Annotated in this window: 18 protein-coding genes and 2 pseudogenes; 14 read left to right on the forward strand and 6 right to left on the reverse strand. The window is 70.8% G+C overall.

Features of this window, described 5'->3' with window-relative positions:
- Together dnaK and ACFWJX_RS32450 are read right to left on the reverse strand one after the other, a co-directional pair.
- Nucleotides 1–1,152: molecular chaperone DnaK (gene dnaK, locus ACFWJX_RS32445; RefSeq protein WP_383249899.1), on the reverse strand; the 1,152-nt coding region annotated here is incomplete at its 3' end.
- 269 nt (nucleotides 1,153–1,421) lie between these two features.
- Nucleotides 1,422–1,577: a hypothetical protein gene (locus ACFWJX_RS32450; RefSeq protein WP_383249900.1), complete on the reverse strand. Its 156-nt coding sequence runs from the start codon at nucleotides 1,575–1,577 to the stop codon at nucleotides 1,422–1,424.
- A 359-nt stretch (nucleotides 1,578–1,936) separates the two neighbouring features.
- Between ACFWJX_RS32450 and ACFWJX_RS32455 the strand changes: the two genes are divergently transcribed.
- Together ACFWJX_RS32455 and ACFWJX_RS32460 are read left to right on the forward strand one after the other, a co-directional pair.
- On the forward strand, nucleotides 1,937–3,139 hold the full coding sequence (locus ACFWJX_RS32455; protein WP_383249901.1) for an NAD(P)/FAD-dependent oxidoreductase: 1,203 nt from the start codon (nucleotides 1,937–1,939) through the stop codon (nucleotides 3,137–3,139).
- 9 nt (nucleotides 3,140–3,148) lie between these two features.
- Nucleotides 3,149–4,102, forward strand: coding sequence for a sigma-70 family RNA polymerase sigma factor (locus ACFWJX_RS32460; protein ID WP_383249902.1), 954 nt, complete (start codon nucleotides 3,149–3,151; stop codon nucleotides 4,100–4,102).
- 1,043 nt (nucleotides 4,103–5,145) lie between these two features.
- On the opposite strand, the gene ACFWJX_RS32465 is transcribed toward ACFWJX_RS32460, so the two are convergent.
- The 3 genes from ACFWJX_RS32465 to ACFWJX_RS32475 all read right to left on the reverse strand — a co-directional run bounded on the left by ACFWJX_RS32465 (nucleotide 5,146) and on the right by ACFWJX_RS32475 (nucleotide 7,945).
- Entirely contained in the window at nucleotides 5,146–5,550 is a 405-nt protein-coding gene (locus ACFWJX_RS32465; RefSeq protein WP_383249903.1) for a PPOX class F420-dependent oxidoreductase, read from the reverse strand.
- Nucleotides 5,551–6,158: 608 nt separating this feature from the next.
- The gene (locus ACFWJX_RS32470; protein ID WP_383249904.1) at nucleotides 6,159–6,905 is read right to left on the reverse strand and encodes an NADPH-dependent F420 reductase; all 747 of its coding nucleotides are present in this window, start codon (nucleotides 6,903–6,905) and stop codon (nucleotides 6,159–6,161) included.
- Nucleotides 6,906–6,913: 8 nt separating this feature from the next.
- Nucleotides 6,914–7,945, reverse strand: coding sequence for an LLM class flavin-dependent oxidoreductase (locus ACFWJX_RS32475; protein ID WP_383249905.1), 1,032 nt, complete (start codon nucleotides 7,943–7,945; stop codon nucleotides 6,914–6,916).
- Between the two features lie 137 nt (nucleotides 7,946–8,082).
- Here ACFWJX_RS32475 and ACFWJX_RS32480 point away from each other — a divergent pair, with 137 nt between their 5' ends.
- The 10 genes and pseudogenes from ACFWJX_RS32480 (at nucleotide 8,083) to ACFWJX_RS32525 (ending at nucleotide 16,070) form a co-directional block, all read left to right on the forward strand.
- The gene (locus ACFWJX_RS32480; protein ID WP_383249906.1) at nucleotides 8,083–8,556 is read left to right on the forward strand and encodes a MarR family winged helix-turn-helix transcriptional regulator; all 474 of its coding nucleotides are present in this window, start codon (nucleotides 8,083–8,085) and stop codon (nucleotides 8,554–8,556) included.
- A 101-nt stretch (nucleotides 8,557–8,657) separates the two neighbouring features.
- Nucleotides 8,658–9,123 (forward strand): annotated as a pseudogene (locus ACFWJX_RS32485) (MarR family winged helix-turn-helix transcriptional regulator).
- Between the two features lie 137 nt (nucleotides 9,124–9,260).
- The gene (locus ACFWJX_RS32490) at nucleotides 9,261–10,253 is read left to right on the forward strand and encodes a pirin family protein (RefSeq protein WP_383249907.1); all 993 of its coding nucleotides are present in this window, start codon (nucleotides 9,261–9,263) and stop codon (nucleotides 10,251–10,253) included.
- 22 nt (nucleotides 10,254–10,275) lie between these two features.
- Complete coding sequence (locus ACFWJX_RS32495; protein WP_383249908.1) at nucleotides 10,276–10,614, forward strand: GNAT family N-acetyltransferase; 339 nt, start codon at nucleotides 10,276–10,278, stop codon at nucleotides 10,612–10,614.
- 156 nt (nucleotides 10,615–10,770) lie between these two features.
- Nucleotides 10,771–10,875 (forward strand): annotated as a pseudogene (locus ACFWJX_RS32500) (transcriptional regulator); the annotation flags it as partial.
- Nucleotides 10,876–10,924: 49 nt separating this feature from the next.
- Complete coding sequence (locus ACFWJX_RS32505; protein WP_383250022.1) at nucleotides 10,925–11,458, forward strand: AAA family ATPase; 534 nt, start codon at nucleotides 10,925–10,927, stop codon at nucleotides 11,456–11,458.
- A gap of 201 nt (nucleotides 11,459–11,659) precedes the next feature.
- Entirely contained in the window at nucleotides 11,660–12,244 is a 585-nt protein-coding gene (locus ACFWJX_RS32510; protein WP_383249909.1) for a TerD family protein, read from the forward strand.
- Between the two features lie 325 nt (nucleotides 12,245–12,569).
- Nucleotides 12,570–12,725 carry a hypothetical protein gene (locus ACFWJX_RS32515; RefSeq protein ID WP_383249910.1) on the forward strand — a complete coding sequence of 52 codons (156 nt, stop codon included), beginning with the start codon at nucleotides 12,570–12,572 and terminating at the stop codon, nucleotides 12,723–12,725.
- A 618-nt stretch (nucleotides 12,726–13,343) separates the two neighbouring features.
- Nucleotides 13,344–15,716: a glycoside hydrolase family 65 protein gene (locus tag ACFWJX_RS32520; protein WP_383250023.1), complete on the forward strand. Its 2,373-nt coding sequence runs from the start codon at nucleotides 13,344–13,346 to the stop codon at nucleotides 15,714–15,716.
- A gap of 216 nt (nucleotides 15,717–15,932) precedes the next feature.
- Nucleotides 15,933–16,070, forward strand: a complete 138-nt coding sequence (locus ACFWJX_RS32525; RefSeq protein WP_383249911.1) for a hypothetical protein — start codon at nucleotides 15,933–15,935, stop codon at nucleotides 16,068–16,070.
- 74 nt (nucleotides 16,071–16,144) lie between these two features.
- Here ACFWJX_RS32525 and ACFWJX_RS32530 read toward each other — a convergent pair whose 3' ends face one another.
- The gene (locus ACFWJX_RS32530) at nucleotides 16,145–17,032 is read right to left on the reverse strand and encodes a LysR family transcriptional regulator (protein ID WP_383249912.1); all 888 of its coding nucleotides are present in this window, start codon (nucleotides 17,030–17,032) and stop codon (nucleotides 16,145–16,147) included.
- Nucleotides 17,033–17,200: 168 nt separating this feature from the next.
- Between ACFWJX_RS32530 and ACFWJX_RS32535 the strand changes: the two genes are divergently transcribed.
- Complete coding sequence (locus ACFWJX_RS32535; protein WP_383250024.1) at nucleotides 17,201–18,358, forward strand: M20 family metallopeptidase; 1,158 nt, start codon at nucleotides 17,201–17,203, stop codon at nucleotides 18,356–18,358.
- 92 nt (nucleotides 18,359–18,450) lie between these two features.
- A complete protein-coding gene (locus ACFWJX_RS32540) occupies nucleotides 18,451–18,912 on the forward strand; it encodes a hypothetical protein (protein ID WP_383249913.1) in 462 nt (153 codons plus the stop codon).
- The last annotated feature ends 512 nt before the right edge of the window (nucleotides 18,913–19,424 follow it).

Raw genomic sequence — 19,424 nt, forward strand, 5'->3', positions numbered from 1 at the left:
CATGATGCCGCCCTTGGTCTCGATACCGAGGGACAGCGGGGTGACGTCGAGGAGCAGGACGTCCTTGACCTCACCCTTGAGGACACCGGCCTGGAACGCGGCGCCGATGGCGACGACCTCGTCCGGGTTCACCCCCTTGTGCGGGTCCTTGCCGGTCAGCTCCCGCACCAGTTCGGTCACCGCCGGCATCCTCGTCGAGCCGCCGACCAGGATGACGTGGTCGATGTCGGAAATCCTGATCCCGGCGTCCTTGACCGCCTGGTGGAAGGGGCCCTTGCAGCGCTCCAGCAGGTCCGCGGTCAGCTGCTGGAACTGGGCACGCGTGAGCTTCTCCTCCAGGTGCAGCGGGCCCTCGGCGGAGGCGGTGACGTACGGCAGGTTGATCGTCGTCTCGGTGGACGAGGACAGCTCGATCTTGGCCCGCTCGGCGGCCTCACGCAGCCGCTGCACGGCCATCTTGTCCTTGGTCAGGTCGACGCCGTAGTTGTTCTTGAACTGCTGGGCGAGGTGGTCGACGATCCGCTGGTCCCAGTCGTCGCCGCCCAGGTGCGTGTCACCGTTGGTGGCCTTGACCTCGACCACCCCCTCGCCGATCTCCAGCAGCGACACGTCGAAAGTGCCGCCACCGAGGTCGAAGACGAGAACCGTCTGGTCGTTCTCCTTGTCCAGGCCGTAGGCCAGGGCGGCGGAGGTGGGCTCGTTGATGATCCGCAGCACCTTCAGCCCGGCGATCTCCCCGGCCTCCTTCGTGGCGGTGCGCTGGGAGTCGTTGAAGTACGCCGGGACCGTGACGACGGCCTCCGTGACGTCCTCACCGAGATACGACTCCGCGTCGCGCTTCAGCTTCTGCAACACGCGAGCGGAGATCTCCTGCGCCGTGTACCGCTTGCCGTCGATGCTGCCGCTGTCCGGGAACCGCCACCGCGCCTCGCCCATATGGCGTTTGACCGAGCGCACGGTGCGCTCCACGTTGGTGACCGCCTGGCGCTTGGCCACTTCGCCCACCAGTACTTCGCCGTTCTTGGAGAAGGCGACGACCGACGGCGTGGTGCGTGCTCCCTCGGTGTTGGTGACGACCGTGGGCTCGCCGCCCTCCAGCACACACACCACCGAGTTCGTCGTGCCGAGGTCGATTCCCACTGCCCGTGTCATGATCCTCTCCTCCGTCCGCGTCCCGGACCCGTGGCAGATCGCGGTGGCCACGAAGGAGCGACCACCCGGCGCCGTCCGGCGACCGGCCGCACGGGCGCCTGCGCCGCTCCATCGCGTTGCCACCCGCGGCTATGGGTAAACGTTCTCTACGAGTCTGGATAAAATCCACGCCCTTGCCTTGTCAAGAGATCCCGGTTCGTCCTTCTTGAAAGGTTTCATGAACCCGATCAGACGGGCCGAGAGAGGCCAAGGGCGTCGCTGCGGGCGTGTCAGGACTCCGTGCGGGTGAACGCGGCCCGGAGCCGGTCGTAGCGGTCCACATCGGTCCACACGTCAGGGCGGTGGGGTCGGCTCTGGCACCAGCCCCAGACACTCGCGCCGATCCCGGCGACAAGCGGGATGATCAGCCACACCAAGGCGTTCACGATGTCCTCCTTTGCTCTTCCGGGCGCCGGTATGGGTGAAAGTCCATACATATACCCGGAGGCATGTCGGGTATGGCAAGAGGCTTTCGGCACTGTGGCCCGGTGAGTCGCTGGTGGAGTGTTCCGGTGTCGTGGGCGTCCTCCGCAGCCGCAGCCGCAGCCGCAGCCGCAGCCGCAGCCGCAGCCGCCGCGGTGGCGAGGGCGCGGATCGGCGCCGCGTTGCGGCCGGGCGCCGGCCCTCACCGCGGCGGCGCTCCCCTCCATTTGCTCTGTGACGCAGGACACATGCAGTTCCTGTCAGTAATCGGGGCGCTGTTCCGCTCAAGCATCGGGAGCGAGCGAACCGACAGGAGCAACGCATGAAGCACCGCATCGTCGTCCTCGGCGCCGGCTATGCCGGGGCCTACGTGGCCGGGAACCTGGCCCGCCGACTGGCCCCGGCGGACACCGAGATCACCGTCGTCAACGCCGCACCGGACTTCGTCCAGCGGCTGCAGCTGCACCGGCTCGCGGCCGGCCAGGAGATCGAGGCTCCGAAGCTGGCCGAAGTCTTCGCGGGCACGGGGGTACGGCTGCGCCTGGCCCGTGTCACCACCGTCGACCCCGAGCGTCAGGTCGTCGCGGTGGCGGATGCCGACGGCGGCGGCGAGCTGCGCTACGACACGCTTGTCTACGCGCTCGGCAGCCACGTCGCCGACCACGGCGTCCCCGGCGTGGCCGAGCACGCCTTCGACGTGGCCGGCCGGCCCTCGGCGCTGCGCCTGCGCGAGTGCCTGGACGGCCTGGGCAGGCGGGGCGGAGGCGGGAGGGTGGTGGTCGTCGGCGACGGGCTGACCGGCATCGAGACCGCCACCGAGATCGCCGAATCCCGGCCCGGTCTGTCGGTGACGCTGGTCGCTCGCGGCGAGCTGGGCGCCCGGCTGTCCGTCGGGGCCCGTAGCCACCTGCGCCGGACGTGCGACCGGTTGGGCATCACCGTCCTGGAGCACACCAGCGTCGAGGCCGTCGAAGCGACGCGGGTGCTGTGCGCCGACGGCACCGCCCTGGCGTCCGACGCCACCGTGTGGACGGCCGGGTTCGCGGTCAGCTCCATCGCCGCCGCCGGCGGGCTGGAGACCACCGAGAAGGGTCAGATCGTCGTCGATCGCACCATGCGGTCGGTCTCACACCCGAACGTCTACGCCGTCGGCGACAGCGTCCACGCCATCGGCGACAACGGCCGGCCGCTGCCGATGTCCTGCGGTTCGGCCGGCTACACCGGCCGGCAGGCCGTGGATGCGGTAGTGGGACGCCTGACCGGCCGCAAGATCGCGAACATCAAGCTCGCCTACTTGGGCAACCACATCAGTCTCGGGCGGCGGGACGGGATCCTGCAGATGGTCGACGACGAAGCGCAGGCGAAGCCGAAGTATGTGGGCGGCCGCAAGGCCGCGAGGGTCAAGGCCGGCATCCTCAAGGTCTCTCTGTGGGCCATCCTGCATCCGACCTTCGGCATGCCGAAGGTCAGGCGCCGCCTGTCCGCCGCGCCGGATGCGTCCGCCGAGAACCGCGTCGCCGCCTAGGTGGCCCGCGTGGACAGCACCGCCACTGATCGCTTCGACACCAGTCGGTTCGAGGCCAGCCGGAGCCGGCTGGCCTCGCTGGCCTACCGGCTGCTGGGCTCCGCCGCGGACGCCGAAGACGCCGTGCAGGATGCGTTCCTGCACTGGCAGGCCGCCGACCGGCAGCGGATCAAGGTGCCGGAAGCATGGCTGACCAAGGTCGTCACCAACCTGTGTCTCGACCGGCTCCGCTCGGCACGAGCCCGTCGTGAACGCACCGTCGGCGCCTGGCTGCCCGAACCGCTCCTCGACGGTGACCCGATGCTCGGCCCGGCCGACAGTTTTGAGCAGCGCGAATCGGTCTCCTTGGCCGTGCTCACGCTCATGGAGCGCCTGTCGCCCCTCGAGCGGGCCGTCTACCTCCTGCGTGAGGCGTTCTCCCACAGCCACGCCGAGATCGCCGAGACCCTCGACATCACCGAGTCCGCAAGCCAGCAGCACCTCCACCGGGCCCGGCGCCGCATCACCGCGGCGCGCCGCGGCGGCGGCGAGGCCGACCCGGCATCCGCCCGCAGGATCGTCGAGGAGTTCCTCGCCGCTGCCTCCTCGGGCCGCACCGAACGGCTGGTGGCGCTGCTCACCGACGACGCGACCGCGATCTCCGACGGCGCCGGCCTGACCGAGAGGCTGCTGCGGTACGACACTCCGCAGCGCGTCGCCGCCGTCGCACGGGCCGGCCTCAAACCCACACCCGCGAAGCGGCGGCTTGCCGGCGGCACGTCCGCCGTCCACTACGCGCTGGTCAACGGTGCCCCCGCCATCCTCTTCGTGGTCGGCGACCAGGTCGTCGGGGCGGTGACGTTCGACATCGCCGACGGCAAGATCGCCACCGTGCGCGGCATCGCCGCACCCGCTCGCCTCGTCCGCCTCACCCGATCCTGGCGGCGGCACGAACCGGACGCGCCGCTCGTCGCCCAGTGGTGACCCGACGCCGACCGCGGTCAGGCGTAGCCCCGCGCCGGGCCTGGCTGCGGTCGGCCTCCGGACGCCACGAGCCGCCGCATGCGGACAGCGTGCGGCGGTTCGCCGCCGCCACGCGCCGAGAGCCCTGCCAGTCACCACGGGTGGTTGGCGGACGCGTATGTCTCCGCAGCACCGAAGACGCTGCCACGAGCGGGCACTCGGCCTGGCCGAAGAGGTGGGCGATGCTGTCGGCGACGCCAATTCCCCGTCGCGGACAGTGATTTCATGCTTCCATCGGCCGACGCCCGAGAGTTCCTCGGCGGACGCGGGCCGTATGTCGTGTCCGCCGAGGTCTCCCCGGTGCCAGTCCCGGATCGCCGCATGCCGCCCGTGGTCGCCGATGGCGAGGGTCACCTCCTCGGCGCAGTGCGGGCAGGTCACGGGACGGATGTCGTCCGTGAAATCCACCAGGACGGCCGCCTGGTGAAATTCCCGCCGGGCCGCGAGCAGCGCGTGGCATGCCGCGAGGTGGTCCGTCGGCCGCGACCGCAGGCGCAGGCCCGACAGCGCACGCACATTCCGCGATCGCGTCGGCGCACTCCCGCCGGCAGGTCGTCGCGGCCGTGGTGCCCTGCCGCGCGTTCGCCGATCTCGCCGGCGAGGCCCCGGGCTTGTGCGCTGCCTGATGCGAGACGGACCAGACGTGGCAGGGCGGCGAAGCTCGCGGGTGACAGCAGGGCATGCTTCGGGACCAGCCGGTGCCCCAACTCGAGCCAGCCTTCGGCGTCGTCCTCGCGTTCCACCCGTTCCAGAAGCTTCGGTACGCGATCGACCTGGACCAGCATTCGTACATCTGCGCCCAGTTCGCCACGGGGGCAACTGAACCGTCCTGAGAATCCAGGGCCAGGCGCGGCGTCATCCGGGTGCTGAGCGAAGGACAGCGCGGGCGAGGCCGTCGGCTGCGGCGCGACAAAGGGCGGCCCCCGCATGATGCTTGGGCCGCCCCGGCGGTTGCTAAGGGCTCGCTGTCGCGAGTGATCAGGTCCGCCCCGCCCGGCGGTCCGTCAGAAGGCGCCGACCACCTTGTGCGGCTTGATCCTCACGATCACGCGGTCGGCGTCGTTGACCGAGGCCGGGTTGAAGTCCGCGTACCGTTTGCCGGTGTACTTGAGCGACAGCTCGTCGATCAGTTCACGGGCGTTCTCTGTGCTCATCTCAGCGGTGCCGCGGACCTCGGCGTACATGTACGGCGAGTCGGCCGGCTGCACGACGAAGGTGACCCGGGGGTCACGCGTGAGGTTCTTGTGCTTCTGGCGGTCGACGGTCGTGGAGAACAGCACGTCGTCGCCGTCCCGCTTCACCCACACCGGGGACACCTGCGGGCTGCCGTCGGGCTGGAGGGTGGCCACGGTGATGAAGACGGGGGAGTCGAGGAGTGCCTTGAGGCTGTCGGACAGTTCGGCGGGCATGGTGGCCTCTCTGCTGATGTCGGGTTGGCTCCTGCGCGGCAGGGGCCGTACGCGTACCCGATAGATACTGCGCCAACGCGTCGGTCCCCACGAGGATTTGCCCACCGAGCGTCGCCTCGGCCGCTGCCGCGGCGGGGTCGGCGCGGCGCCGACAGCCGTCGCACCCTACGATTCACGGCCCCTCGGTCGGGCCCGCGCGTGCGCAGGCCGGGCAGCGCGCCCAGCCCGCCACGGCGACGGCCGCGAGACGTGCGGCGACGGCGAGCGGCTGGGCGACGAGCAGGTCGGCGACGGGGGTCGAGCGGGTTGGCCGGGCCCAGAGGTGGTGCGTTCGGCGAGCCGGGCCGCGGCTCGCACGATGCCGACTCCGGCGGCGGTGAGGCGGACCGCCGGGTAATCCGGGTGTGGCGGAGGACGAGTGGTGACGGCATGAGCAGGGCGACGACCATGAGTTGGGTCAGCTCGACACCGAGGTCGAAGCCGAGCCGGTCGGCGACCGGCGGACCGGGACGGACAGGGCGATCAGGCCGTCCACCACGAGCGTGGGAACGCTGATGCACCCGCGGCTGGGGCGGTGAGCACCGTGGCCGCCGGCAGGACCGCGCCTGTCAGCCACCTGCCACTTCGTCGCGGGGCGTGGCCGGTGCCCCGGCGGGGGTACGCGCGGCGGCGACAGCACGTCCGCGTTCCGATGCGGGGAAGCGGTCGAGCATGGCGCGCAGTTGCTCGGCGTCGACGTTGGCGCCGAACGGTTCGGTGCCCGGTTCCAGCCGTACGCCTGCGGCCAGCGGCCCCGCGCTGACGGCGTCGAAGCCGAGATCGTCGACGAGGCGCGCGACGGTGGCGAGGTCGTCGGGATGGTCACCGGCGAGTGCGATCGCCTTGCGTCCGGGTGTTCCCGCGGGCCGGGTCTCGTCCTCGAGGTCGTGGTAGCCCATGTGGTTGAAGGCCTTGACCACGCGGGCTGAGGACAGGAATTCCTGCACCATCTCGCTCGACGACGAGTGCTGGTCGGTGAGGTCCTCACGGATGCCGTCGACCTCCCACCAGTAGTTCATCGCGTCGACGACGAGCTTCCCGCGCAACGCCTCGACGGGGACGCTGCGGTACTTGCCGAGCGGGAGGGCCAGGACGACCATGTCCGCCCGAGCCGCCGCCTCCGCCGCGGTGACCGGGACGGCGCCCGGAGTGAGGACTTCGATGGTGAGGGCGATCTTGTCGGGGTCGCCCGATCCGGCGATGAGGACGCGGTAGCCGGCCGCCAGGGCGAGTCGTGCGAGCACCGTGCCGACCTTCCCCGCACCGAGGATGCCGATCGTGGCTACGCCCGAGGGGCTCATGTCGTTTCCGTTCATGGTGCAGGTCAGTCCGCGAGGAGGTCGCGGACCATGGGGATCACCTTGGTGCCGTACAGCTCGACGGCGCGCAGTCGGGCGCTGATCGGCTGGGCTCCGGTGGTGTAGATGAGGTCGAACCGGCCGACGCCGAGTTCCGTGATGGCGCGGGCCATCTTGCGGGCGACCGTCTCGGGGGAGCCGATGTAGAGGGAACCGTGCTCGATCTCGCTGTCGTACTCCTCCCGACGGATCGGCTGCCAGCCGCGCTGTGCGCCGATGCGGTCGCGGATGACCTTGTAGTGCGGCCAGTGCAGCTCGCGGGCCTCCTCGTCGGTGTCGGCGACGAAGCCGGGGGAGTGCATGCCGACCGGGTGGGCGGTCGTGCCGAACTTGTCGGTGGCGCGCCGGTACAGGTCGATGTAGGGCGCGAAGCGTTCCGGGGTGCCACCGATGATGGCGATCATGAGCGGGAATCCGTACTGGGCGGTGCGGATGACCGACTGCGGCGATCCGCCCACACCGACCCAGGTGCTCAGGTGTCCGGACTCGGTCTTGGGAAAGACGTCGGCGTGGTCCAGCGGGGCGCGCATGGTGCCGCTCCAGGTGACGGGCTTCTCCTCCAGCAGCCTGGCGAAGAGCTCGATCTTCTCCTCGAACAGCACGTCGTAGTCGCTCATGTCGTATCCGAAGAGGGGGAACGACTCGGTGAAGGAACCGCGCCCGAGGATGACCTCGGCCCGGCCGTTCGACAGTGCGTCCACCGTCGAGAACCGCTGGAACACGCGGACGGGATCGTCGGAACTGAGGACGGTCACGCCGGAGGAGAGCCGGATACGGCTGGTGCGGGTGGCGATACCGGCGAGCACGGTCTCCGGAGTCGAGATCGCGAACTCCGGGCGGTGGTGCTCCCCCAGGGCGATCACGTCGACGCCGGTCTGTTCCGCGAGAACGGCCTCCTCGACGACCTGCCGGACGGCCCTCGCGTCGGAGACGGGGTTACCGGCGTCGTCCTGCGGTACGTCGCCGAACGTGTCCAGGCCGAAGACGAGATCAGACATGGAGGGCTCCTTCGTGAGCTGTTGCCGCGCCCGCACGGTCGGCCGTTAGGGGGCGGGTGGCCAGCCGACAGCCGACTGGTTGACGCATCAAGCATCCTTCTTTATGATTGATGTGTCAACAACAAGGAGTCGCGACCATGACACAGCGACGCAAGCTGTTCCCCAGTAGTGAGGAGCTGCTGATCTGGCGCGACTTCATCGAGACGACGGAGGCGCTCCGCTCCGAACTCGCGTCACGTCTGCAGACTGATTCCTCCTTGTCGCCGGGCGACTACGCCGTACTTCTCGGGCTGCGGGAAGCGGACGGGAACAGGCTGCGCCCCTCCGCACTGGCGGCCCGCATCGGCTGGCAGCGCAGCCGCCTCTCGCACCAGATCGGGCGCATGGAGCGGCGAGGGCTGATCCGGCGCGAAGAGTGCCCGACGGACAGCCGGGGCGCCGAAGTCGTGCTCACGCCCGAGGGGGCGGAGGCGTTCCGGGGTGCCTCCCTGCCCCATCTGCGTGCGGTGCGGGAGCTGTTCGTCGATCCCCTCACGCGGGACCAGCTCGCCGCCGCCGAACAGATCGCGGCTACCCTTCGTACCCGACTCGATGCGATGGGCGGAATCTGAGTGCGCCGGGTCCCGCTCGGTCGACCGGTTGCCGACGTCTCGACCGTCGACGTGGCGCGGGTGCAGGTCGATGAACTGTCAACTACGTTTACACTCTCCTCATGGCCGAGACGGTGCGATGGCTGACTCCGGAAGAGCAGCGCGCGTGGCGAGCCTTCGCGCGGTTGCGGGAGAGGCTCGGAGGCCGGCTCGCTCGCATGCTGCAGGCGGAGTCCAAACTGTCGGCCGCCGATTTCGCGGTCCTGGTCCAGCTCACGGACGTACCCGAGGGGCGGCAGCGGTTCCTCGACATCGCCCGGTCGATGGAGTGGGAGAAGAACCGGATGTCCCACCACATCGCCCGGATGGCGAAGCGCGGACCGGTGGTACGGGACGAGTGCGTCGAGGACGGGCGCGGCGCGTTCGTGGTGATCACGAACGCGCCGCGACGCGATCGAGGGGCCCGCGCCGCTCCATGCGGAGGCGGTCCGCGGACTGTTCCTCGATCACGTCACGCCGGCGGAGCCGCGCACACTCGCAAGGATCTCCGAACGAGTGGTCGGCAAGTCGGACGAGGACGCGTCCTGATTCAGGTGGCCGGAGTCCGTGATGTGCGGTGGCGTGCGAAGTCGGCACCGTGATGTGCGGTGGCGTGCGAAGTCGGCGCCCGACACTCGTGACATGACAGTTGATGTGACAACGAGAACGTGTAGGAGGTGGTCCCGGTGAGCAATGTGGAAACCGAACCCGCGGAGCTGAGGTGTGGTGCCCAGGCCGACGGCGGGCCGTCCACCGAGGCGGCGCCCGCGGTCGATGTGCTGGCCGCCCGGGACGTGCCACTCGGCGGACCCCGGGCGATGCACGTGCGGCGAACGCTGCCCCAGCGGACCCGTTCCCTGATCGGAGCATGGTGCTTCGCCGATCACTACGGCCCGGTGGATGTGCCCGCGAGGCACGGCATGGACGTCGCACCGCATCCGCACACCGGCCTCCAGACAGTGAGCTGGCTGTTCAGCGGGGAGATCGAGCACCGCGACAGCCTGGGCACCCATGCGGTCATCCGGCCCGGCGAGATGAACCTCATGACGGGCGGATACGGCATCGCCCACTCGGAGGTCTCCACCCCGGGCACCACCGTTCTCCACGGCGTCCAGCTGTGGGTCGCGCTGCCCGAGGAACACCGGAGCGCCGAGCGCGCCTTTCAGCACCACGTACCCGCGCCCGTACGGGTCGACGGGGCCGAGATCAGGGTCTTCCTGGGCGCGCTCGCCGGAACCGTGTCACCGGTGCGGACCTTCACGCCCCTCCTCGGCGCCGAGATCGTCCTCGAACCGGGTGCGACGGTCACTCTCACCGTGGACACCGCCTTCGAGCACGGCCTCCTCGTCGACAGCGGAGACATCCGCCTGGCCGGCACCGTGCTGCGCCCGGCCGAGCTGGGTTACGTGCCGACCGGGGCAGGGGCCCTGACGCTGGTGAACGAGTCGGAGGGTCCGGCCCGGACCGTTCTGCTGGGCGGCCCTCCGTTCGAGGAGGAGATCATCATGTGGTGGAACTTCATCGGCCGCAGCCATGAGGACATCGTCCGCGCCCGAGCGGACTGGGAAGCCTCCTCCGACCGCTTCGGCCACGTCGAGGCGTATCCGGGCAAGCGCCTTCCCGCACCGGCCCTGCCGAACGCCGTCCTCACACCGCGCCGGAACCCTCCGCGTAGCTGACCCTCCCTCCGAAAGGCATGCCATGAGCCGGTCCTCCGCCGCTCCGGTCGTCCAGCGGGTCGATTTCGGCCACCGGTACGACATCCTGGTCGACGGCCGCCGCGCCGGGCTGACCGCGTACCGCGACCGTGGCGAGCAGAGGGTCTTCTTCCACACGGAGGTCGACGACGCCTACGCCGGGCAGGGCCTGGCCGCCCAGTTGGTCCAGCAGGCCCTCGTCGACGTACTCCAGGCCGGGAAGCGGATCGTGCCGGTCTGCCCCTACGTGGCCAAGTTCCTGAAGAGGCATGACGAGTTCGCCGACATCACCGACCCGGTGACGCCCGACGTACTGCGATGGCTGGAGACGGAACTGGGCTGAGCGAGCCGACGGTCAGGGTCCGCCGGCCGGGGAGTCTCCTCGCCGGCGGCAGCCCCGACAGCCCGTGAGGGAGAGCCTGACGGCCCGGGTGCTGGCAGGGCCTCCCAGCCTTCTCGTGACCGGACGTAGCCTCGACGAACGGACCGGCGAAAAGAGATCCGCGAGTTCCTGGCGACGCGCCGGGCCAGGATCACGCCCGAGCTGGCACGGTTGCCCGTCCTCGGCGGGGACGCACGGCGTGTCCCTGGCCTGCGCCGCGAGGGATCCGACGGCCCTGCCACCACCACACCGGCGATAGCGTGAGGCCATGATGGTGGGGACCGAAGAAACCCGGCTCGTGGTCCTGCGGGGCAACAGCGCGTCGGGGAAGTCGTCCGTCGCGGCCGGACTGCGTGACAGGTTCGGCCGAGGCCTGGCCCTGGTCGGCCAGGACAACCTCCGCCGCATCGTGCTCCGCGAGCGCGACCGGCCGGGAGCGGCGAACATCGGCCTGATCGACCTGACGGCCCGCTACGCCCTCGACGCCGGCTACCACGTCGTCGTCGAGGGCATCCTCTACGCCGACCACTACGGCGACATGCTCGCCCGACTGCGTGCCGACCACCGCGGCCCGACGCACGGCTACTACCTGGACGTGCCGTTCACCGAAACCCTCACCCGGCACGCCACCAAACCGATCGCCGACGACGTCGACGAGGCCCAACTGCGCGACTGGTACCGGCCCCGCGACCTGCTGCCCGGCGGCACCGAGACCGTCATCGGCGCCGACAGCGCCCTGCACGAGACGGTCGACCGCGTCATGCTCGACACCGGCCTCGCCCAACTCCCCGCGACGGACCGCTGAGCGCTCGTGCCCGTCGGGGTGAGGAAAGCGAGCGACGAGAAGACGCCTTCTCGACGACCGGCGTGGAACCGCCGCTCCTTGTGCAACAGCGTGTGACAGACGGTTCATACGTGCGGATCGGCACCCGTGTTCTGGAACCGCCGCACGACCAGGCAGACTCTGGCGTGTAGTAGTCCCTTCTGCCAAAAGGATGATCCACGCATGCTGACGCTGACAAAAGAAGACGGCCCGGCAGATCTCGACGGAGTGACCCACCTGTCCATAGGAGTGTCCTGGGACCCCACCGCCGGCACCAGCGGCGGCGTCATGGGCGTTCTCCGCCGGAAGGCGGGCACCGACCTCGATCTGATCGCGGTCGCGATGCAGGGCGGGGACCCGGTGCGCCTGGCGGGTCTCGACTCGCTGGATCCCTTGGGCAACCGTGCCTTGGTTCACAGCGGTGACAACCAGACCGGGCGCGGGGACGGCGACGACGAGACGGTGACGGTCGAATTCGCGGGAATCCCGCGCAATGTCACGTCGATCGTTTTCGTCGCTGCCGCCTTCAAGAAGGGAAGTTCCTTCCAGAAGGCCCGCAACATCAGTTTCAAGGTGTACGACGCATCCGGAGGCAGCTCTCAGCAGGTCGCCGACATCTGGCCCAGCCTCCTCACTCAGGACAACGGCTGCGCCGTGGCCAAGGCAGTTCGCGTGGGCGAGAGCTGGAAGCTCGAAGTGATCAATGTGACAGGGAAGATCAAGCAGGGTGACGAACACGCTCTGATGCGCTTCGCCGTCAGCAAGTAGTGGTCGCAGCGGGAGGTGGCGTGGAACCGGCAGCGGGTCTCAGAACTGCTGCCGTAGTACCGGCCCTCGGCCGCGGCCGTCGTCGAGCCGGCGGAACGGTGCACGGTGCCCGCCCGAAGACCCTCGACAGACCTCTTCGAGGCTGCGCCGACCCGGCCGCCCCAGGCTCGGCTGACGTCGGCCCGGTCGCGCACGCGGTGCCGCCGAGCCCGCACCGCGTCCGGCGCGGAGGCCGCAGGTCCCCGGCGGGGGTGGGCTTGGACGGCCTTGATGCCGTCCGCCCATCAGGCCTGGGCCCGGGATCCCGACGTAGGACAATCGCCTGGTGACACGCCCCCTGGAGCGTGGCCGCCCCCTCGAAGAACTCGAAGGCGTCCGCTGGCCGGCCCCGTCGGCCGAGGCGACGAGTCTCGTTACCGCTGTGTACGCCCTGCGGCGGCGGCCGGTCGGCGAGCTGACCGTCGAGACGTTCGCCTGCTGATCGGACGGGGCGTGGGGCTGCCCCATCTTCTGCCACTCGCCGTGAAGTTACTTCGGGGCAAATCCGATGGCGGGGAGCGGTGGGCCCAGCCCTCCGAGAGGTCGAGGCACGGGGTGCGGCGCCCTGGACGTAGTACGCGCCCGGCGCAGCTGCCCCGCGCACGGGAGGGCCGGCCGTGCGGCGCCGCCCGGAGGATCGGCCCCTCCGTCACGAGGAGCGCACCTCCCCCCCGGGCGACCTCCTGCGCGAGGCGATGCCTCAGCAGCCGGCGGTCCGGGTGTGCCGGACGACGGTTGAAGGACCGGCCGCCAAGGTACTCGTCGATCGCTTCGTCGCGCCGACGTGTGATCGTGGGGACCGGCGCAGCGTGGGCGACCTGGGTCCGCACCTCGGCCGGGTCAGCCACAAGCCCTTGCACCGTGCCCGGTGGCGGGGTGGTACGCAGCCGGTGTGAGGGCCCGCTCAGCCGGAACGTGGAAGGAGAGGGGGCAGGCCGTGGCACCGTTCCCGGACTGGACGGGTCCGTCCCATCGGTCAGGCACCGCGGCAGGACCGGTGGGCGGCGCGCCCGACACCCATGACACGCTCGGACGGGCGTTCGAAGACGAGGGCGCCGCCGTGCCGGACCGGATCTGGGAGTACGAGGGGTACGACCCCGGTCAGGAGCCGCTCAGGGAGTCGCTGTGCACACTGGGCAACGGCTACTTCGCCACCCGTGGCGCCTTCCCGGAGTGCGTCGCGGACGGCGTGCACTACCCGGGCACGTATGCGGCGGGCTGCTACAACCGGCTGACCTCCGAGGTCGCGGGACGCCTCGTCGAGAACGAGGACCTGGTCAACCTCCCCAACTGGCTGCCGCTGCGATTCCGGCTCGACGGAGGGGAGTGGCTCACCCCGGACACGGCGACGGTGCTCGAACACCGCATCGTGCTGCGCCTCGCCTCGGGGCTGCTGGAGCGGTCGACGCGGTACGGGCTGGGTGCCGGCCGCGTCCTGGCGGTCCGGCAGCAGCGGCTCGTGCACATGGCGGACCCTCACCTGGCCGCCCTGCGTACCGAGTTCACTCTGGAGGGCGACTCCGCCGCTCTGAAGGCCGAGGCCGCCCTCGACGGTGGCGTCACCAACGCCGGCGTGGCCCGGTACCGGGACCTCGACGGCCGCCACCTCACCCATGTGCAGTCCGGCACCACCGCGCCCGACACGGTGTGGCTGCGCTGCCGTACCCGCACCTCCGACATCCGCATCGGCATGGCTGCCCGCCTGACCTCGGGAGACGTCCCGGTCGCCGCGCGGCCCGAGCAGCAGCGCGCCGTACAGGAAATGAGTCTGCACCTGGCCGCCGGGCGGACCGTCACCGTAGACAAGACCGTCGCCCTGCACACCTCCCACGACCGCGCGATCAGCGACCCCTTGCAGGCGGCGGTCGAGCGCGTCCGCGAGGCCCCCGCGTTCGACGAGCTGCTCGAGGCACACCTGACGGCCTGGGACCAGCTGTGGCGCCGGGCCGACATCGACGTGCCCGGGGAGCCGGGAGCCATCCTGCGGCTGCACCTCTTCCATGTGCTCCAGACCCTGTCGCCGCACACCGCCGATCTGGACGTCGGCGTCCCGGCCCGGGGGCTGCACGGTGAGGCGTACCGTGGGCACGTGTTCTGGGACGAGCTGTTCGTCCTGCCCTACCTCAATCTCCACTTCCCCGAGGTGTCCCGCGCCCTGCTCGGCTACCGCCACCGCCGCCTGGAGCAGGCCCGTTCGGCGGCGCGCGCGATCGGCCGGCGCGGTGCGCGCTACCCCTGGCAGAGCGGCAGCGACGGACGCGAGGAGACCCAGCGACTGCACCTCAACCCACGCTCCGGGCGCTGGCTGCCCGACTACTCCCGGCTCCAGTACCACGTCGGCTCGGCGATCGCGTACAACGTGTGGCAGTACTGCGAGGCCAGTGGGGACGCCGAGTTCCTGCACACCGCGGGCGCCGAGATGCTCCTCCAGATCGCCCGGTTCTGGGCGGACTCGGCCACCTGGGACGAGAGCCTGGGACGGCACCGCATCCTCGGTGTCATGGGGCCCGACGAGTATCACGACGCGTACCCGGACACCCCCGATCCCGGCCTCGACGACAACGCGTACACCAATGTCACGGCCGCCTGGGTGCTCACCCGCACCCTGGAGGTGCTGCGGACCCTGCCCGAACCGCGCCGACGCGAACTGGCGGAACGCACCGGGCTGGACGGCGGCGAACTGGAGCAGTGGGAGAACGTCTCACGCACGCTGTACGTGCCCTTCCACGACGGCGTCATCAGCCAGTTCGAGGGCTACGGCGATCTCGCCGAACTCGACTGGGAGAACTACCGGAAGCGGTACGACGACATCCGGCGCCTGGACCGGATCCTGGAGGCCGAGGGCGACACCGTCAACCGATACCAGGCGTCCAAGCAGGCCGACGTGCTGATGCTCGGCTACCTTTTCTCGCCCGCGGAACTCCGGGCGCTGTTCCACCGGCTGGGACACCGCCTGGACGACGACACCTGGCTGCGCACCGTCGACTACTACCTGGGACGCACCAGCCACGGCTCCACACTCAGCGGCCTGGTCCACGGCTGGATCCTGGCCAGGGCCCGGCGCGCCGAGGCGTGGACGTTCTGCCAGGAGGCCCTGCGCGGCGACATCGCCGACATCCAGGGCGGCACGACCGGCGAGGGGATCCACCTGGGCGCCATGGCCGGCACCCTCGACCTGGTGCAGCGCGGGCTGCCCGGACTGGAGACCCGCGAGGGAGCCCTGTGGCTCGACCCGGTCCCGCTGCCGGGACTGTCCTCGTACGGGTTCGCCCTCCGCTACCAGGGCCACTGGGGCGTACGGCTGCGCCTGCGCCACGGGCAACTGGAGATCGAGGTACCCCCGTCGGACCGCTCGCCCATCGACGTCAAGCTCGCCGACCGGTCCGTGAGCGTCCAGCCGGGGGAGACGTGCCGCCTCCCGCTCCCCGAGTGAGACGGCCGGCCTGGGCCTGGCAACACCGGCACGTCGTCCTGGACCGATCACCTGCCTGACGGGCCACGGCATGGGCAGGCTCGGCGGGTCGGCAACCGGTTCTGTCGCGTACAAGGCCGATACGCCGCGGTCACGACCGCACTTCGCTGTCGGCGTCCCGAACTTCCCCGCCACGTACCGCGAGCCCAGTCGGAGCGGTGTTCAACGATCACCTACTTGGAAGAGGCCGCCGACATGCTCGACAGCCCGGCCCTGGCCACGCGGGACAGGCCCGGTCTGATCGACGGGACGCTCGTGCGGCTCAGCAGCATCGACCCCGCGAGGGAACACCGGTGGCAGCCCTTGACCGGCTGACCGCACGAGTAGGGGGCGGCCCCTCGGTGGTCCTGGATGTTCTGTGGGTGTGTTCAGGCTCGGGCGGCTGCCCGTCACGTGGGTGTGGCGGCGTGGAGCAGTTCGCGAAGTTTCAGGGCTGCCGGGAGCGGGGCGGGGGGCAGGGCGACGTGGACGGTCCGGCGGAGGGCGGGGTCCGAGAGGTGGCGCAGGACGAGTTCGTCGGGGACCGCCCGAGCGGCGAGTGAGGGGACCAGTGCGACGCCCAGGCCGGCGGTGGCGTAGCCGAACTTGCCTGCCCACTCCGCGATTCGGATGATCTTCCGGGGGGTGAAGCCCGCTCGTGCGCAGGCGTCGGCGAGCATGGTGGGGCGGTCGCCGTAGGCGCTCTGGAGCCAGGCCTCGTCGCGGAGATCGCGCAGGTCGACCGTCTCCGCTCCCGCGAGGCGGTGTGCGCGGGGGAGGGCGACGAGCAGTTCGTCCTGGCACAGGACGGTCGTCGTCACGCCGTCGGCCTGCGGCAGCCCGGAGGGGTAGTCGCTGACGACGGCGATGTCCAGGGTCGCGTCCGCGAGGCGCCGCAGCAGGGTGTCGGTCGGGCCTTCGACGGCGACGACCTCGACGTCCGGCCTGACCTCGTGGAGCGCCCGTAGCGCGGTGGGCAGCAGCGAGATGTTGGCGGTGGCGAACGCGCCCACGTGCAGCAACCCGCCATGTCCCGCGTGCAGTACGGCCAGTTCGTGCTCGGCCCGTGACAGCCGTTCGAGGACCTCCACGGCGTGCCGGTGCAGCGCACGGCCTGCCGGAGTGGGCCGTACGCCCCGCGGGAGCCGTTCGAAGAGCGCGCCGCCCGCCTGCTGCTCCAGCGTGGCGATCCGCCGGGACACCGCGGACTGCGTGTAGCTGAGCCGGGCCGCCGCTCCTGTGAACGACCCGGTCTCGGCCACGGCCACGAGCAACCGCAGCGCGTCGATCTCGAACACGGTCCTCCACCCATTCCTGCGACTCATTGGTCCCATGCAATCTAGTCGCTGGTGGAATGCCTGGCACGCTTCTAACGTCGTTGGCACGGGCGCCGCCCGGCAGGGGGACCGGGCGGCGCCGCGGTGATGGTCCGTCATATAGGGAAGGAACCCGCGTTGTTGACGACGATGCTGGCCGATCTGGAGGAACTCGTGCGCTGCGAGTCCTTCTCGGCCGACCACGGCGCGGTGGCGCGCAGCGCGGGGGTGGTGGCCGCCCTCGGCACGAGGCTGCTGAGGGTGGAGCCGGAGACGATCGTGATCGAGGGAGTGACCCATCTGCGGTGGGCCTTCGGCGCTCCGCGGGTGCTGCTGGTGGGACACCACGACACGGTGTGGCCGATGGGCTCGCTGCGGACCCACCCGTGGTCGGTGGCCGGCGGGATGGCACGCGGTCCCGGGGTCCTGGACATGAAGGCAGGGCTGGTGCAGTTGTTCCACGCGCTGGCCTCGCTGCCGACCCCGGACGGTGTGGGCGTCCTGGTCACCGGGGACGAGGAGGTCGGCTCCCCGACCTCCCGGCAACTGATCGAGGACACCGCGCGGCGGTACGCCGCGGCCTTCGTGCTGGAGGCGTCCGCGGACGAGGCGGGGGCGTTGAAAACGGCCCGCAAGGGCACGTCGCGGTACGAGGTGGTGGTGCACGGCAGAGCCGCGCACGCGGGTCTGGAACCCCACAAGGGCGTCAATGCCACCGTCGAGGCCGCTCATCAGGTGCTGTCCATCGCGGGACTCGGGGCGACGATGACCGCCGGGGGTGCCGCCGATGCCGGTGGTCCCGCGCACCCCGCCCTGGGAGCCGCGACCGTCACGCCCACCCTGCTGTCGGCGGGCAGCACGCGCAACACGGTGCCCGCGACGGCGCGGGTGTCGGTGGATGTGCGCGCGCCGACCGCGGCGGCGCAGGACTGGATCGACGGACGTATGAGAGGCCTCACCGCCCGCACACCCGGAGCCCGGCTGGAAGTACAGGGCGGCAGGCAACGGCCGCCCATGGAACCGGAGTCCTCCGCCGAACTGTTCGCCCTGGCCTCCCGGCTCGCCGCGGAGCTGGGCCAGGAGCCGCTGCGGGGGGTCGCCGTCGGCGGCGCCTCGGACGGCAACTACACCGCGGCCGTGGGCTGTCCGACACTGGACGGCCTGGGCGCGGTGGGCGGTGGCGCCCACGCCGACACCGAGTACGTCGACGTCGCGCGCATGGTCCCCCGTACCCGGTTGCTTGCTGAACTCATCACCCGGACCCGGCGATGGCCCGAGCCCGGCCCCACGAGAGGCGGTATGTCGTGAGACAGAGGACGAACGGCCCCGGACCCGGCCCGGGGCCAGGACAGGGACCCGGATCCGGCCCCAGGATCGGGCGCAGCCTGGGCCTCGGCCAGATGCGCGGGAGTTATCCCGTCGCCGGGGTGATGGGCGGTCTCGCGCAGATGGCGCGGCGGCTGCTCGCCGCGCTGGCCCTCGTCCTGCTCGGTGCGCTGGTCTGGTTCAGGCCGCGGGACGCGTTCGTCAGGGGCGCTGTCACGGTGGCCGTGGTCCTCGCCGTGTTCGGCCTGAAAGCGGCATGGGATCGCGCGACCGCGAGGTGGGGCATCAACCGCTGCTACCTCTACACCGGCGGCCTGGTCGTCACCAGCATCTTCGGCCGGGTCCGGGAGGCGGTGACCTGGGACGACGTGAGGGAAGTGAACAGGCTCACCAACCAGTCGGTGCTCCTGGCCTTCCACAGGATCGAGATCGTGCGGCACGACTACGGGAGGGTGACGTTCCTGGCCCTGGGGCTGCAACCCGCCCTGGTGCAGGCCCTGATGAACGAGGTGGACCGCGACGCTCCTCGGCCGTGAAGGAGACCGGGTGATGCGAGCGGCTGAGCGCAGTCGTCCCTGCACCTCCTCGCCGGGTGCTAGCGGCACGACGTGTTCGACGTAGAGCTGCGCGGCGGGGAAGCCGACCGGTTCGGGACGCGGGTAGCTCCCCTCCAGCCCGGCCGACAGCGGTTCTCGGAGGACCGATGCCGGCGCAGGCCGCGGGTTCGTCCCGCCCCAGGCGCGCCTCACCACGGACGCGGAAACCGCCTCGTCGGTGGTCGCAGTGGCAGCCAACACTCGTGGGCGGACGGGCAGGTGACGCGGTGTAGGAAAGGAGCGGGCCTGTCAGAGGCGACCGATATCCTGGCTGCTCGTCACTTCGGCTGGGGATCCGAGCGCTGTACGTCCTCGTGTTGCCCACAGGAGCAGGGGGCAGGGTGCGCTTTTCTTCGGAGGCCATGCCGGGCTGGGGGCGGCGCTTGACCGCCCGGTGCACGGAATGCGGGCTCCCCACACACCGGCATCGCACCCTCGACTACGACGGCGCC

Origin of the sequence: Streptomyces sp. NPDC058335 (assembly GCF_042723915.1) — a bacterium.
Lineage (GTDB): Bacteria > Actinomycetota > Actinomycetes > Streptomycetales > Streptomycetaceae > Streptomyces.

What these genes read in the sequence shown, in the direction of transcription:
- ACFWJX_RS32455 (WP_383249901.1), top strand. Translation starts at nt 1,937, where the DNA reads ATGAAGCACCGCATCGTCGTCCTCGGCGCCGGCTATGCCGGGGCCTAC.
- ACFWJX_RS32510 (WP_383249909.1), top strand. Translation starts at nt 11,660, where the DNA reads ATGCTGACGCTGACAAAAGAAGACGGCCCGGCAGATCTCGACGGAGTG.
- ACFWJX_RS32475 (WP_383249905.1), bottom strand. Translation starts at nt 7,945, where the DNA reads ATGTCTGATCTCGTCTTCGGCCTGGACACGTTCGGCGACGTACCGCAG.
- ACFWJX_RS32535 (WP_383250024.1), top strand. Translation starts at nt 17,201, where the DNA reads ATGCTGGCCGATCTGGAGGAACTCGTGCGCTGCGAGTCCTTCTCGGCC.
- ACFWJX_RS32465 (WP_383249903.1), bottom strand. Translation starts at nt 5,550, where the DNA reads ATGCCCGCCGAACTGTCCGACAGCCTCAAGGCACTCCTCGACTCCCCC.
- ACFWJX_RS32480 (WP_383249906.1), top strand. Translation starts at nt 8,083, where the DNA reads ATGACACAGCGACGCAAGCTGTTCCCCAGTAGTGAGGAGCTGCTGATC.
- ACFWJX_RS32505 (WP_383250022.1), top strand. Translation starts at nt 10,925, where the DNA reads ATGGTGGGGACCGAAGAAACCCGGCTCGTGGTCCTGCGGGGCAACAGC.
- ACFWJX_RS32470 (WP_383249904.1), bottom strand. Translation starts at nt 6,905, where the DNA reads ATGAACGGAAACGACATGAGCCCCTCGGGCGTAGCCACGATCGGCATC.
- ACFWJX_RS32495 (WP_383249908.1), top strand. Translation starts at nt 10,276, where the DNA reads ATGAGCCGGTCCTCCGCCGCTCCGGTCGTCCAGCGGGTCGATTTCGGC.
- ACFWJX_RS32540 (WP_383249913.1), top strand. Translation starts at nt 18,451, where the DNA reads ATGCGCGGGAGTTATCCCGTCGCCGGGGTGATGGGCGGTCTCGCGCAG.